Genomic DNA, 14,867 nt, shown 5'->3' with positions numbered 1-14,867 from the left:
ATTTCTCCTATCGTGATCCGCTCGACAGCGGGAGTGTCCCCGACAGCCGTCGGCCCGCGGTGTCGAAGAGGTGGAGGTCCGCGCTGTTCGCGACGACCGTGATCTGTGCGGGCACGGTCTGGTCGGCGTGGATCCGTACCCGGGCGCGCTGGTCACCCTGGGTGCGGAAGTGCATGAGCCGTTCGCGGCCCAGCAGTTCGTTTCCCTCGACAGTGCCGTGCAGCACGAGTTCCGCGCCGGTGGCCTCCTCGGGGCGGGCCACCACCCGGAGGTCTTCTGGCCGGACTCCGAGCCAGCCGAGCCGGTCCTCGGCAAGCGTGGCGCGCAGTTGTGCGGGCAGGACGGCTTGTGACCCTGTCAGGTCGAGCATGTTCATGCCGCCGAGGAAGGAGGCGACGAACCGGGTGGCCGGTTCCTGGTAGACCTGCTCGGGCGGGCCGTCTTGCTCGATCCGCCCGTCGCGCATCACCACCAGTCGGTCCGCGAGGGCGAGAGCTTCGGCCTGGTCATGCGTGACGTAGAAGGTGGTTGTACTGCTGCGGCGCTGCAGGCGCCGGATTTCCGCTCGGAGCTCACCGCGCAATTCGGCGTCGATATTGGACAGTGGCTCGTCCATCAGGAGCACGTCTGGTTCGCGTACCAGGGCCCGTCCGATACCGACGCGCTGTCGCTGTCCGCCGGAGAGCTGGGCGGGCCTCGATCCCATCACTGGCCCAAGACGTAGCAGCTCGGTCATCTCACGCGCCCGCTGGCGGCGGGCTTGGCGTGGGACCTTGGCCATGCGCAAGGGATATTCGATGTTCTCCAGCACGGTCTTCGTCGGGTAGAGGGCGTAGTTCTGGAAGACCATCGCGACACCCCGGTCACCCGGCTCCCGGTGGGTCACCTCGTCGCCGCCGATCAACACTCGGCCCGCGGAAATCCGCTCCAGGCCGGCGATGCAACGCAGCAGGGTCGTCTTGCCGCACCCCGAGGGGCCGAGCAAGACGACGAACGTCCCCGGCTTGACCGCCAGCTCCACCCCATCGAGCGCGCGTCTGCCACCGGGGTAGACCTTCGTCATCGCCTCGACGCCGACCGACCAGCTGGAGGACACTTGCTCGGCCTGCTCGCCGCTCACTGTCGTCATGGTCATGGGCACCCGCTTCACCGCGTGAGGAGACCGGAGATGGACTGGGCCGCGTCATCCAGTGCCTTCTGAACTGGCTTCGTCCCGCTCATCGCCGCGACGACCGCGTTCTGAAGCTGCTTCTGCGCTTCGACCGCGTGTGCGCCAGGAAACTGATACCAGGGCACTAGCGTCTTGATCTCGGCAACACCCGCGGAGCGCAGCGGCTCCTTGCGCAACAGGTCTCCCAGATAGCGCGGATCGGCGAGAGCCTGCTGGTTGACCGACGTGTAGCCGGACGTCTTCACCAGTTGCGTCTGCCCGGCAGGCCCGATCAGCTCCTGGACCACCTTCCACGCCGAGTCCTGTACCTTCTCGTCTCTGGCGAAGATCATCGCGGCTCCACCGCCGGGCGGCGTGCGGCGGCGGCCGCCGTCGGGTACCGGCAGGACGTCTATACGGATCGGGAACGACGCGCCGGCGGCGACAGCGGTGCTCTGTGATGAGCTCTGCAGCATCATGCCGACGTCACCCCGGAGGAAGGCCGCCGTCAGATCGGCCGACGTGATGACGGTGCTGGTGCCGTCCTTGACGAGATCCCGCCAGTACCGCAGCAGTCGCACCATGGGCTGCTGGTTGACCGTCACGTGCTTCTCGGCCGGGTCCATCATCGACCCGCCCGCGGAATCGAGCATGGCCTGCAGCGCCCAGTTCGAATCGGTGCTGTAGGCCCAGGCGACTCCGTACCGGGCGGCCTTGCTGCTGACGATCTTGGCCGCGTATGCCTTCAGCTCACTCAACGTGGCCGGTGCCCGGTCCGGGTCGAGGCCGGCTTTGCGCAGCACGTCCACGTTGAGGTACAGCACGAGCGTGCTGACGGAGTAGGGCACTCCCATCGTCCGGCCACCGAACCTGCCGACGTTCAGCAAGGAGGGCGAGTACTGCGAGGTGTCGAACTTCGCCCGCGCCATGAGATCGTCCAGTGGCTGTGCGAGCTTGCTATCAGCATAAGTACGCACCGAGTTGATGCCCACGAGCACGACGTCCGGCCGGTGGCCCGCGGTGAGATCCGCCTGCAGACGGGTGTCGACCTCGGTCCACGCCGGCCCGGCCTGCTCGATCTTCACTGTGATGCCGGTCCGGCGGGTGAACTCCGGCCCAAGAGTGCGCTTGACGTTGTTCACGATCTTGGGATCCGAAGAGGTGAGCAGGTTGATCGTCTTGGCGTCGGTGTTGCCGGCACTGCTACCGCTGCCGCAGGCGGTGGCCGTGCCCGCGGCAGCGACGGCGAGCGCCCCCATCAGGGCGTGCCGCCGGGTGAGCGTGACGTTCATCGGGATTCCGTTTCGAGTGGGGTGGGCGCGGGATTCATTCGCCGCCGTTGGTGAGGGCGATGCCGCGCACCAACTGGCGCTGGACGAGGAGGAAGAAGATCAGGAGCGGTAGCGTGGCCAGCGTCGCCGCGGCCATCTGGGTGCCGTATGTGCTGAGACTCTCCGGTGCGGCGTAGCGCGCGATGCCGTAGGGCACCGTGGCCACCTGATCCGAGCGCAACAGCATCGAGGGCCAGTACAGATCGTTCCAGTGCCCCACCACGGTGAACACAGCGAAGGCCGCCAGCGCCGGCCTGACGTTGGGCAGCACGATGCGCCACACCATCGCGACCGGGCCGACCCTGTCCAGCCGCGCGGCGTCGAAGACGCTCTGCGGCAAGGAGAGCACGAACTGGCGGAACAGGAAGATACCGAACGCGCTGCCCACGCTCGGCAGCACCAGCGCGGTGTAGCTGTCCAGCAGGTTCACCTTGGACAGCGCGTAGAACACCGGAATGCCGGTCACTTGCGGCGGTATCGCCAGGCAGAGCATCACCGTCCAAAACGACAGACGGCGGTTGCGGAACCGCAGCCGGGCCAGCGCGTACCCGGCCGGCAGTGAGGTCAGCACCTGCGCGGCGAACACCACGATGACGACCACGACCGTATGCAGATACAGCGCGGGCCAGTCGACGTCATGCCAGGCCTGGCGGAAGTTGTCCAGCGTGAAGCCCGACAGGCTCACCGACCCGGGCTTGAGCCGACGGTCCGGGGTGACCGCGGCCAGTGCCATGAGGAGGAAGGGGGTCAGCATGAACACCGCACCTGCGGCGAGTCCGGCACGCAAACTCCAGCGAACCCATATGCCGCGCTTATCGCCTGCCCAGCGGCGGGCGGGCCGTGGGCGGACTTCGGTCACCGCTGTCGTACTCATCTGCGTCCGTCCTCCTCCCAGCGGCGCCCACCCAGGCGCAGCTGCACAGCAACCGTGATCAGGACCAGCACCAGCAACACCGTGTTGACCACCGAGCCGCCGCCGATGTCGAGATAGCTCACCCCGCGCTGCCAGGCGGTGAACGACAGCGTGCTGGTGCTCTGCTGCGGCCCGCCGTCGGTCATCACCCGGACCTGGTCGTACACGCGCAGCGAGTCACGCGTCGTGATCACCAGCGCAAACGTCGTCGCCGGCCCGATCGCGGGCCAGGTCACCGACCAGAACCGGTGCCAGGCACCGGCCCGGTCCATCCGGGCAGCGTCCTCGAGGTGGGCGGGCACGTTCGACAGTCCGGCCAGAAACATCACCACGCACGACCCGATCCCCGCCCAGCTGCCGACGATCGCGACCGCGGGCAGCGCCAGCGTCGTCGAACTCAGCCAGCCGTCCTGCCCGACGAGCCGACCGAGCGTTTCGTCGAAAACACCCACATGCGGGTAGAACAGCCACCGCCAGACCACCGACATCGCGGCCAGCGTGGCCGCCGTCGGTGCGAAGTAGGCGGTCCGCCACAGCCCCGCGCCACGGCCGGCGGCCCGGATGGCGAGCGCGATCAGCAAGCCGCCCCCGACCTCGACGGGCACGGTCAGAGCGGTGTAGAGGAGCGTGTTCCCGGTCGCCTGCCACAACTCCGGGCTGGCCAGGACGCGGTGCCAGTTCTCCAGGCCGGCGAAGCTCGTCTCCTGGCTGAGCGGATCGAAGTTCAGCAGCGCCAGGGCACCAACGGCCAGGACGGGCAGCACGACGAACGCGACCAGGAAAACAAAAGCCGGCCCCAGCAACGCCGCAGTCACCCCGGCCTCGCGCAACCGCAGACGCCTTGGTCTCTCATCCGGGGGCATAACAGTCGTGGTACTCACAGCCCTGACGTTACAAACCATCGTGTGGCCGCGTCAGGTAACAGACTTGAACCATCAGGTGAACAACCTGTTATTACAGCTTTGGTCTGGTCGTTTCACCGGCGGAGGCCAGCGACCATCGTCATGGAGTCGGATGGCCGCAGCCCTACGCGGACTCGTCGCATGCAGCCCGGCCCACACAACACGTCTCCCGGACGCTGTCCGGGATGGGGCTGCCCATTGAGCGCGGAAACCCCTGACGGTCGGGCCAGTGAGCCTCCAAGGGGAAGTCCAGGTAGAGCGTCCCCCGAAGGACGACGAGTTCAAGCATGATGCGGAAACGCTGGTCCGCTCGCGGGTCGGACGTCGAGTCGGTCGCCGCGGAACTCGGGATGAACCGGGAGACACCGCGAACGCGAATGCGGCGCGACACCCGGGCGGACGCGGCCTCCGACAGGTTGACCGCGGACGAGTGAGCCGAGCCGGCCCGCCTGCCAAGGACGACCGGGAGCTGTAGCAGGAGACCCTCTCCCGGGCGGCCCAGTATTTCGCCGAGGAGGCGAAGTGAACCACCGCAGGGCCTCCATCTTCAGCGTCTGACAAATCCGTTGCCGATCACTACATGAGCGAGGCGCTGAGCTGGGGATCTGGTGATCGTTTCCGGATTTTTGGCCGTGGTGTGGCGCGGCTCTGAGCTGGGGGGTTTGTGGAGCTGCAGAAGCTGGAGAGGTCCTGAAGTGCGATTTCAGTGATCGTCTCGGAATGTTGTGATCGGCGCGGGATTTCCTTATGTCTGCGCGGCTGGACTGAGGCGGCGACGGCTTCTGACGGCCTGCCACTCGGTCGGGTGAAGACACCACTGCGGCGGAATCTTCCCGGGGACACCCGGCGTAGTGCCGTACATGGACCCGATTAACGCAGTGCACGTAAGCCGGCTGGCCTGGTTGTCGTCGACGTCGCGGCCGCCGACGACGCCACCACGCTCGCCTTCCAGCAGCTGCTCGCCGACCGGTGGGCGACGGCGAGCAGCGAGTACACGACCCGGGACGCGGGCGAGCCCGGCGTTCGGCTGCGCTGCTACCTGGACCTGCGCCAGCAGCTCACCTACCACGGTTGCGGGGAGATGTCCCGGGGTGAGCGCTGCGAGCACCCGTTCACCTCCGTGGGGTAGCCGGAAACCCGCCTCCGGCGAGGCCGAGGCTCCAGCTGTTCATTCCCATGGCTGTGCGGGCGTGCCATCCGGGTCCAACCCATGTGGCCATCGATCCTGCAGGAACTGTCAGGGCGCGCCGAAGTCGGCAACGCATCGATAGAGGATTTCTGCGGCGTCTTGGTTTCCTGAAGCTTCGCGCATCTGCGCCACGGCGATCAGAGTGCTGGTGTTCCCAGCCTCGGCGGCCTGCACAGCGAGGGCCTCGGCGGCCTTTTTGTCTCCAGCCCGTTCGCGTATGCGTGCCAGGGCGACCAGGACGCTGGTGTCGCCAGCGTCTGCGGCTTGTCGGGCCAGGGCTTCGGCCGAGTCCCGGTCTGCGGCTTGCTCCCGCATCCGTGCCAGGTTTATTCGGCCGTCCGGAATGCCAGCGTCGCTGGCCCTCTGATAGAGGGCCAGCGATGACAAGGTCGTTGGAACTTTCGCGGATCCACCCCAGCGCCACCAGTGCGACTCTGTAGCCGGCATCCGCAGCGCGCCGGTAGAGGGCCTCGGCGGCGCCTTTGTCCCCGGTACGCTCGCGTCGTCGCGCCAAGGCAAACAGAGCCTCGGGGCTGCCGCCGTCGGCGGCCTGCAGAAGTAGAGCCTCGGCCGATTCGTGGTCTCCGGCCCTCTGGTGCATCTGCGCGAGCAAGGAGACGGGCACCTCGCTGGCGTCCGCAACCTGCCCACCGAAGCCTTCGGTTGTGCTCTCTTCGTCTGGCCTCCCGCGTTCAGGTGCCACCACGATGTTGGCGAGATTCTCGGCTCGTTCAGCGAGAGCAGGTTGGCGCGTGCGGGCCTGATGCCGGAGGTGCAATGCCCAATGGTTGCGGTAACGGAATCGCGCTGCTTCAGCGAGATTTAGCAAGTCGTCCATGTCGGTGAGATGGGTGTGGGCAGCCTGCCAGAAAGAGGCGGGCGGGCACAGGCGTCGGCGGGTGGCGCGGCCGTGTTGTTCGAGGTAGTCAGCAAGCCGGAATACCGGCCCCGCTGTCGGGTGGGGGAGCGTGGCGATTGGTGGGGTTCCGGGCGTGCGGCGCTGGGGGCGGGGGTTGGCGCGGCGTAGGGGGGCTTGCTTCCCATGAACCAGGTGTGCGAGTTCAGCGAAGGCAGCTTCCGCCCAGTCGTCGGTGAGCTGGTCGTGGTCGATGTCGGAGAGGTAGTCGAGGGCTGCGTCGGTGAGGAAGGCATGGGGGAGGTGGAGGCCGACGCCGAGGCGGCGTGCGTCCATCGCCGCTTCCAGTACGGCTTTGGCGGCCGGGGTGCCACTCTGGTAGCGGTGCAGGAGTTCGGGGGCTCCGGCCAGGTCCTGTGTCAGGCGTCCGTCGGCACTGGCGCGGTTGAGGGCGTCGGCCAGCAGCCGGTCGCCGCCCTCGGCGAGGACGTTCGCAGCGGCCAGGGCCGGAGCGTCGAACGTGTCGGGGACCGTGAGGGTGCGGCCAGTGAGCAGTTCCCGGACCCGGCTGTGCGGGTCCGGCCCGTCTGGGGTGGGCAGGGCGGTGTACTGGGTGGCGTACTCGGGCCACAGCGTGCCCAGCACCAGCACCGGCCCACGCTCAGGCTGGACGAGCAGACTGTGCACGGCGGCCGCGATCCGTTCACCGGTCCTCGGGTCGCCGAGGTAGTGCTGGGCCTCGTTCAGCCAGACCACGGTCCGCGGCCGGACGCGGTTCAGGTCGTCGAGCGCGGCCTCGGCGCGGGTCGGGTCGAAGGGATGCCACAGCTGCCACCCCTTCTCGGCCAGCGCCTGGACGGCTTCCCAGCAGGCCCGCGTCTTCCCGGTGGAGGAGGTGCCGACCAGGACCAGCATCCGGCTGTGGCCCTCCCCGGCCTCGCGTACGGCGTCCGTCAGGACCCGGTCGTGCTCGCGGGGCACATAGCCGGGCAGGGCCCGCTGCTCCGGCGAGCCGGAACCGGGACCGGCCGGGTGGACTTCCAGAGCGTGCGGCTCCCACTCACCGATCGGCCTGCCCGGCCCCGACCCGGACCCCGCATCCGAGGCCGCCGCGGTCCGCTGCAGCTCCAGCAGCTCCTGCACGGGGAGTTTCAGCGCGCGGGCCAGTGCCGCCACCGTCTTTTCGGACGGCACTCGCCCGTCGGCCCCGAACGCCTCCGACACGGTCGTACGCCCCAGCTGTGCCCGGGTGGCGAGTTGCGTCTTGTCAAGCCGGGCCCGGGCCAGTCCACCGTTCAGTCTCCTGCGCAGCTCGGTCAGTGCCGGATGGTGGTCGCTCTGCTCGTCGTGCACGTGCTCGCCCCCAGGCCGAGATGTGTTCGCCGCTGTTCATCTTCCTCCCGGCGAACCCCGGCGCACACCGATTCCGCGACCTTCAACCATGTCAACATCTCACCGTGCGCAGGGAGCCTGCCGTGAACGTCGCCGTCGTACTGCTCACCACCGCCCTGGTCGTCGTGATCGCGCTGCTGGCCGCCGTCGGCGCCGCCGTACTCGCCCGCCTGGACGGCGCCACCTACCCCACCGCCCTCAAGCAGGCCGCCACCACATTCGCCGCGGTCATCACCCTGGCCGCAGCTATGACTGCAGCCCTCGCCGCTGTCCGTACATGAGCGGGCCCACCAGTGCAGCGACCCGCGTCATAGGCCACGGTGTTCACCGTCGTCGGCCTGCGCTCAGACGTCGACAAGGGCGACCTAAGCCTCGATCCACCGGTCGGTTCTGGAGTCGGTTTTTGAGGCTCGCTGGGCCGGGCGTCGGGTCGTCGGCCGGTTGTTGACGTGGGGTATTCGCTGGTCTATCCAGCTTTTCCACGATGTCAGCTCCGGTTGGGCCCGGTCGGGCGGGTGGGTAGGGGGTCAGGCTGGTTCGGGCGGTGCGTGGACGGTGTCGAACAGGTGCGTCCAGGCGTGCTGCCAGGGCCATCGCCGGGGCAGGTGCAGCATGAGACGCCGGGCGGAACGCGCGATCCGGGCGGGGATGTTGACCAAGTGGGCGCGGATGGTGGCGGTGGTGGCTCTGGCGTGGAAGGCGGAGGCCAGGGCACCGGCGGCCCGCAGCAGGTTGTAGGTGATCGCCCACTGGGTGAGCCAGGCGGCGTTGGCGTTGAAGTGGCCGGAGGGCAGGTGGGTGAGGGCTGCGGTCTTGCTGTCGGCGATGACCTGCTCGATGACGGCGTGGTGGCGGTGTTCCCGTTCGGTCTGGAGTGTCGGAGCGGGGTTGTCGGTGAAGAAGGGGTGGTGGCGCCAGACCGGGAACAGTTCGCCCTGCTCGCCTATGACGGCAGGTTTCGCGAGGTCGCGGACCCGGCGCACGATGAGCCGGGCTGTGACCCGTTCGCTCTTCTTGCGGCTGGCGAACGCGGTGTAGGCGGGTATCTCGGTGACCTCGGCGTTCGAGATGAGCTCGCCGGTGTCCGGATCGGGGATCGCGGTGGGGTAGGTGATCTGCTGCCACGCCTCCTCCGGGATGCCCAGGATGGCGCGTTTGACGGAGGGGTTCATGCCGGTGGTGATCGAGAAGTGGGCGCCGGCCCTGCGGCAGGCGGCGATGACGGCGGCGTTGTAGAACTGGGAGTCCGCGCGCAGGATGCGCATGCCGGTGCAGTCGGCCTCGACGGCGGTGGCCAAGGCCTCACTGACGAATTTCGGGGCGCCACGGGAGTCGGCCGCCTTGCCGCGGCGCATCCGCACGGCGGCGATCACTGGCCGGGAGGTGGGGGTGCAGATCGTGGCGAGCAAGGGGTGCAGGGTGCGGATGCCCTTGAACCGGCCGTACTCCGCGCTCTGTTTGGCCCGGCCGTACACACGTTTATGGGTGGAGTCGACATCGATGAACGCCTTCTCGCCCGAGCCGGGCAGTAGCGGGGCATGCGCGGCCAGCGCGCCCAGGAACCGGCGGTGCACAGCGTGGAGCTGGAGAGCGTGACCGTGGGTGAACGCACGCAGGAATGTACCCAGCGTGGACGGGGCACGGACACCGCCGAACACGGCCGGCATCGCACCATGACGCAGCACGTCCAGGTCGTCGATGCTGTCCGCGCCCGCGACCATGCCGCCCACGATGCTGGTGACCTTGGCGCCCGCCGCCGCACCCGCACCGTTTCCCGCCCCGGTCAGCTTCACCTTCTCGGCGACCAGCCGCGAGAGCCCGCACCGCTCGGCCAGCCGCATGACCGGGACCAGCCCGGCCTGCGCGACCAGATTCCAGTCGTCGAACGTAGCGGAGAGCCTCGCGGGGGTGTGGGAAGATTGCATCTCGGAAGTGCCTTGCTGATCGTGCGTGCTGGAAGCCTGAAGAACTCCCATCATCGCAGGTCACAAGGCACTTCTTCGTTCTCCTGAAAGTCATCCACAAGCGTCACTTCGGTGGATTCAGGCTAAGGGCCGGGCAGTCGCCGTTGGGCGCTCTGCGTGTTGGGGCCGTACCTGGTTCTCCTCGCTGGTCCGGGTCGGGTCGGGATGTGGCTGGCACCGGCCCCGGAGGAGTCAGGTGGTGTTGAATTCCGCTACCGCCGCTGTGGCTCGTTGGTCTGCTTCTGCTTGCAGGGTTTCCCAGTCGGCGGCCGCCTGGCGTGTTCCTGCTGCGAGGACTGCGGCGCGTACTGCGGTGCGGACGTCGCCGGGGCCCACCTGCAGTCCGGCTTCCCTGATGCTCTGGATCTCCGACAGCGCCTGCGCGGCGGCCTGGTCGAGGTCGGGGGCTGCCTCGACCGACATGCCCGCGGCGTCGCGGCACAGCACGATGACGTCGATGCGGTTGGGCTCCGCTGCTGCGGTCTTGGAGAGACTGGTGGCTACTTCGGCGATCATGGCGCGGGTGGTGGTGACGGTGAAGCCCGCGTCGGACAGCGACCGCATCAGAGCGCACCAGCCTACCGTCTGCGACTGGTGAAAGCTGAACAAGAGGCAGCCGCCGGGTTTGAGGACGCGTCGGCACTCGCGCCAGACGCGGGCTGCGGTGGCTTGGAATCCATCAGGGGCGGCGTTCTGTACTTCTTGGACGGCCCGGGTGCTGGGCATGTCCGGATAGCCCTGGTAGGGGCGCATGGCGCTGAGCCACGCGTGGAAGAAGTCGGCAAGTTCCGAGTAGTGGACGTTGTCGACGTAGGGGGGGTCGGTGACGATGAGGTCCACGCTGTTGTCGGGAAGATCCGTTTGCGAGGCATCGCCGGTGGTGGTGTAGGCCGTTGCGGGATCCCGTACGAACTGCTGCCACGTCGTGCTCAGGGGGCGGGCGACGGGCAGCGAGGACTGGTCGACGGCGAGGATCCGGTCGGCCTCGGCCCTGAAGTCCAGCGGGGTGTTCTTGTACTGGGCCGCTTTGTGTAGCCGGGTGAGCACCCCGGAGAACCCGGCCGATCCCCCCTGGGCACCCCAGGGGTCTCCTTCGACGCTGCACCGCTCCGGTCGCAGTACGTGGTTGTGGAAGATCGAGCGGACCGGGCCGGTGCCCTCCCCCTTGTAGGAGCAGAAGAGGTTGTGGTGTTCGACGGTTCTGCCGAACGATGCGATGAGCGCCTCGCGTTCCGGAGACACCCCGGGGAGATCGCGCAGCGCCGCGCCGATGAGCCCGAGGCTGTAACGCTGGCGCTCGTTGAAGAACCGCTCCCAGGAGTCGTACCCCCAGCGGAGCGCCTGGACCGTGCTGACGCCTTCCTCCAGCGCGCCGAGCGGGCGTACGAGCTCATCGGGCGATGTGTCGGCGAGGGACTTCGCCGCCTTGTCGTACAGGCAGAGGTCGAAGTCGTCGATCGCCCGGTACTCACGCCTGCCGTCGGCGCGTAGCACCAGCTTCGCGTACATGCGCCGTTCCGGGACGGCGCCGTTCAGCGCGGCAATGACAGGGGTGCGATGCCTGTGACGGCACGTCATGAATCTTCCACGGGCGGCGCCTTGGAACGGGAAGGTCATGCCGCAGGCGGGGCAGTGCCCCCTCTCGTCCTTGCTCAGGTCGGTGACGCAGATGCCCCGGCAGCCCGGGCATATGGCCTGGGCGCGGGGGAATCGGCGCGGGTACGCGTGGCGGGCGAACACCCGGGTGGTGAAGAGCTCCACGTCCTCGCCGCACTCCGGGCAGCGCGCGAGGGCCACCCAGAAGTAGTGCAGGACGGGTTCGTTGGAGACGGTGCGGTGCAGTTCCTGGACGGGGCGGGCGCACTTCCTGACGACCTGCCCGAAGAGGTCCGCGAGCACCTCAAGGTCCCATGGCTGCAGCGCCTGCCGCTGGGTGAGCGTCGCGACGGGGTTAATGTCGCGGCCGACGGTGGCGGCCCCGAGTTTGGCCGCCTCGACAAGGGTGGTGCCCGATCCGGCGAAGGGATCGTAGACGACGAGCCCCCGCAGCCTAGCCGCGGCGTCTGCAATGGAGTCGTCCGGCCCGGACGCCGCAGCCAACAGTAAGTGGCGTGCGACGCTGCCCAGGCGCCTCGCCCACCACTTGTGCACGTAGGTCGCGGGCCGGTGCACCTCCTTGCGCCACGACTCGTGCTCGGCGATCCGGCTCCACTCCACTGGCGCCGACCCGGCCTCGAGAAGTGAGACCGGGGGGAGGCCCGCCCCTGGCTTCTCGTTCATGTGCACGCCCCCGGTGGTCCGAACCCGGATCCACCGCCCTCGGATTGGGCAGGAGCAGGTGACGGCCTGTCAACGTGCGTTATTGTAACGGCAGGTAGTGGGGGGATACCAGGTGGGTGATGGCGCGCGTGACATATCTGGACGGTCTCGTCCCTCCCGACGCAGGCCCGGCCGACTTCTTCGAGCGCGTGCAGGCCCTGCGCATGACGGACCGCGGTCGCACTGTCGATCTTGGCCCGCTGGACCGCGCCACTCTGACCCTGTTGTCCCGCGCGTTATCGAGCGACCAACGCAGCGTGTACCTGGGCCTCCCGCGCGGGCGGCACGACCTGGCCGTGCTGATCGGGATCTACCTCCAGCTCATACGGCGCGGGGCAGAGCTGACCGGCGGATCGCCCTGCCCGGTCCCTGACGGACCGGTGGTCGTCGTCGGACTGCGCACCAACGTCACCGTACGGCTAGCACAGCTCGCGATCGGCCGACAGAACCTTTCGCGAGCCCTGCGCATGCAGAGAATCCGCGGTGACGGCCGGGTCGTCGACCTCCAAGGAAAGATCACGAGGGCTGTCGACTCGCCCTCGGGACTGTTCTACCTCAACACCGCACTCGGCAGCCCCTCGCTGGGGACCGACGTCGGCACCGTCGTCATCGACCGCACCAGCATGGCCAACGACCAGTCCTGGGAGCGCGCGTTGGCCTGGGCAAGCGAGCACGACGCCGCCCGCGTCGTGGCCGTGGCCGACCTGGGCACCCAGCCAGGCGACAGCCGGGCCTGGACGCAGTGGCCGTGGAGTCCCGCGCTGCGTGCCGACGTGCGGCACACCCTCGGGCACCGCCCCGCATACGGCCCCCTGACCAGTAACGCCCTCCTCGCCCACCGCCCGGCAGCCGCGCCGAGCGCGGCGGTGTACCGCCACGAGCAGCTCGCCGGGCTGTACCGGACGGTCGTGGCGGGTGTGGTCGCAGCACGGCGTGTCCACACATCGGAGTCCTGGCCGCAGCCGATCGCCGACGCGGTGCGTCTGCTCAACCTGCTGTGGTGCAGCTGGGGGTCGATCGGGAGGCAAGACGCCTGGCAGGTACTGATGGGGCGCGGCAGCGGCGCGCGGGCGCTGGCCCGGTCGGTGACCCGCGGGACATTGGAGGGGCGGGCCGGGCCGTGGGGGCTGTTCCGCGAGACCCAATGGCCCGACCTCCGGCGCGGCGTGCTGGACCTGTATGAACTGCTGTACGACGGCAACCCGCGCTGGGACCTGCTGCTTGCGCTGATCGATTGGGCACGGGCGGACCGGGCAGGCGTCCCCGTCCTGGTCCGCACCCGCTCCCGCTCCGCCGCCGCCGCTGTCGCCGAGGAGCTGGCCGACGCACTCGGCGGTGATGCCGACTCCCTGCTGCTCGCCCCCCGGCCCGGGCCCGCCGCTGGTCGAGGAGCCGGTGCGCTGCATGTGATGCCCTATACGGAGCGCCTGGCCTGGGACGCCTCGCCGAGGCTCGAGCTTCACCTCGGTGTCCCCTCGACCTCACGCACCGGCGTGCTGTTCTCCGGTGCTGTCGATGAACACGTCGCCGTGGTGGAGCAGAGCGAGTACACCTGGCTGGAGCGTTCGGCCGGCCGTGCGCTGAACGGCTGGCACGAGCAGATACGCCAGACCGCCGCGGTGCTGAGGCTGGGCGAGGTACCGGAGCCGACGACGCCCCCGCTGCCCGTCGCGTACGGCCCCGTCGACTTCTCCGGACCGTCCTCCGCACCAGATGATTCACCCGAGCGCGACAGCCGCCTCGCCCTTGACCTCTCGGCGCTCTTCGAGGACTACGACGCCTCGGCCAGGGCCATCCGCACCCCGGCGGGCCCCGGCCGCAGTGCCACGGCGGCAGCGGACGACCTGGGGCCGGCCACGGCCGTCCTCACCGAACCCGAAGGGGCGGTGCTCTGGCTGCGCAGTGACGAGCAGGTCGACGTCCTCATAGGCCAGCGCTACGCCAGGGTGCCGGTGGCCGCGCTCACCCCCGGCAGCCGGCTACTGCGCGCACGCGGCGACGGGCAGTCCAGACTCCACGACCGGCTCGTCATGGTGATGCACGACAGCGCCGAGGTGACCGCCATGGACACGATGATCGGCTTCTTCCGCCAGGCCATCACCGCCGTGCACGAGCAGCGAGGGTCGTGGCCGGCCGTGCTCACCGCCCTGAAGAACCTCGGGAGCGAGGTCTCGTCATGGCAGGCGGTCAGCAAATGGGCCGACGGCAGCGTCATCGCCCCGGAGGACCCACAAGACATCCATCGGGTTGCCCTGCTGGCCCGGGACACCCGCCTGACCGCAGGAGGCACATGGCAGCGCCTGGCCCGCATGGCGGAGGAACTACGCCGCCTACACCGGACGCTGGGCCACACCGCGGTGGCGGCGATGACCGAGGCCGCACGGGGCACGGAAGGCCCCGCGCTGCGCCAGCTGAAGACACTGTGCTCCGGGATCGATGTCTCGGAGGTCCTCGAGGAGTTCGACCTGGTCGTCGTCCGCCGCGTCGGCGGCCAGAAGAGCGTGTCCGCGGCCGCCCTGGGCCGCGTGCCAGGCCCCCGCAGCACAAGCAGCTCACCACAGGAGGCGCCGTGAACGATGCCCGCAACAACCTGCTGGCGCCGCACCCCGACAGCGCTGCGGACAACCAGCGGGAGACGGTGCTGATCGAACACCTGACGCAGGCCCTCGCCGACAGGCTTGCCGACCGCAGTGGCGCCCCGCACAAACCCCCGTGGACACCACGCGACCACGTCGTCGTCGGAGTGCTGCCCGCCGTCGCGGTCCCGCCGCGACACCTGCCAGCACCAGACGAGGCGACGGCCGACCCGAGCCGCCGGCCCGTCGAGTCCCTGCGCGGCACGCAGGCGTCC

The 14,867-nt window shown here is 69.0% G+C and carries 10 protein-coding genes; 3 read left to right on the top strand and 7 right to left on the bottom strand.

Annotated elements, in window-relative coordinates; all coding sequences use genetic code 11:
• Positions 1-7 precede the first annotated feature (7 nt).
• The 4 genes from NP777_RS42530 to NP777_RS42515 are packed head-to-tail and all read right to left on the bottom strand — an operon-like array spanning position 8 to position 4,224.
• Entirely contained in the window at positions 8-1,135 is a 1,128-nt protein-coding gene (locus NP777_RS42530) for an ABC transporter ATP-binding protein (RefSeq protein ID WP_256655556.1), read from the bottom strand.
• Between the two features lie 11 nt (positions 1,136-1,146).
• Positions 1,147-2,442: an ABC transporter substrate-binding protein gene (locus NP777_RS42525; protein ID WP_256655555.1), complete on the bottom strand. Its 1,296-nt coding sequence runs from the start codon at positions 2,440-2,442 to the stop codon at positions 1,147-1,149.
• Between the two features lie 34 nt (positions 2,443-2,476).
• Positions 2,477-3,340, bottom strand: coding sequence for a carbohydrate ABC transporter permease (locus NP777_RS42520; protein ID WP_256655554.1), 864 nt, complete (start codon positions 3,338-3,340; stop codon positions 2,477-2,479).
• 11 nt (positions 3,341-3,351) lie between these two features.
• The gene (locus tag NP777_RS42515; protein ID WP_256655553.1) at positions 3,352-4,224 is read right to left on the bottom strand and encodes a carbohydrate ABC transporter permease; all 873 of its coding nucleotides are present in this window, start codon (positions 4,222-4,224) and stop codon (positions 3,352-3,354) included.
• Between the two features lie 970 nt (positions 4,225-5,194).
• Between NP777_RS42515 and NP777_RS42510 the strand changes: the two genes are divergently transcribed.
• Positions 5,195-5,425 (top strand): DUF6207 family protein, encoded by a 231-nt coding sequence (locus tag NP777_RS42510; protein ID WP_256655576.1) that lies wholly within the window; start codon positions 5,195-5,197, stop codon positions 5,423-5,425.
• Here the strand turns inward: NP777_RS42510 and NP777_RS42505 are convergent.
• Positions 5,409-7,694 carry a helix-turn-helix transcriptional regulator gene (locus tag NP777_RS42505; protein ID WP_256655552.1) on the bottom strand — a complete coding sequence of 762 codons (2,286 nt, stop codon included), beginning with the start codon at positions 7,692-7,694 and terminating at the stop codon, positions 5,409-5,411. The two genes, NP777_RS42510 and NP777_RS42505, sit on opposite strands and share 17 nt — an antisense overlap.
• Positions 7,695-7,816: 122 nt before the next feature.
• Between NP777_RS42505 and NP777_RS42500 the strand changes: the two genes are divergently transcribed.
• Positions 7,817-8,014 carry a hypothetical protein gene (locus tag NP777_RS42500; RefSeq protein ID WP_256655551.1) on the top strand — a complete coding sequence of 66 codons (198 nt, stop codon included), beginning with the start codon at positions 7,817-7,819 and terminating at the stop codon, positions 8,012-8,014.
• Between the two features lie 246 nt (positions 8,015-8,260).
• Here NP777_RS42500 and NP777_RS42495 read toward each other — a convergent pair whose 3' ends face one another.
• Both NP777_RS42495 and NP777_RS42490 read right to left on the bottom strand, forming a co-directional pair.
• Complete coding sequence (locus NP777_RS42495) at positions 8,261-9,658, bottom strand: IS1380 family transposase (protein WP_256655550.1); 1,398 nt, start codon at positions 9,656-9,658, stop codon at positions 8,261-8,263.
• Between the two features lie 231 nt (positions 9,659-9,889).
• On the bottom strand, positions 9,890-11,977 hold the full coding sequence (locus NP777_RS42490) for a DNA methyltransferase (protein WP_256655549.1): 2,088 nt from the start codon (positions 11,975-11,977) through the stop codon (positions 9,890-9,892).
• A gap of 119 nt (positions 11,978-12,096) precedes the next feature.
• Between NP777_RS42490 and NP777_RS42485 the strand changes: the two genes are divergently transcribed.
• A complete protein-coding gene (locus NP777_RS42485; RefSeq protein WP_256655548.1) occupies positions 12,097-14,589 on the top strand; it encodes a DISARM anti-phage system protein DrmE domain-containing protein in 2,493 nt (830 codons plus the stop codon).
• Positions 14,590-14,867: the final 278 nt, after the last annotated feature.

It is taken from the genome of Streptomyces rugosispiralis (genome assembly GCF_024505145.1).
Taxonomy (GTDB): Bacteria; Actinomycetota; Actinomycetes; order Streptomycetales; family Streptomycetaceae; genus Streptomyces; species Streptomyces rugosispiralis.
The sequence above is the reverse complement of the archived record's forward strand: the minus strand, read 5'-3'. Positions and strand labels throughout refer to the sequence as shown.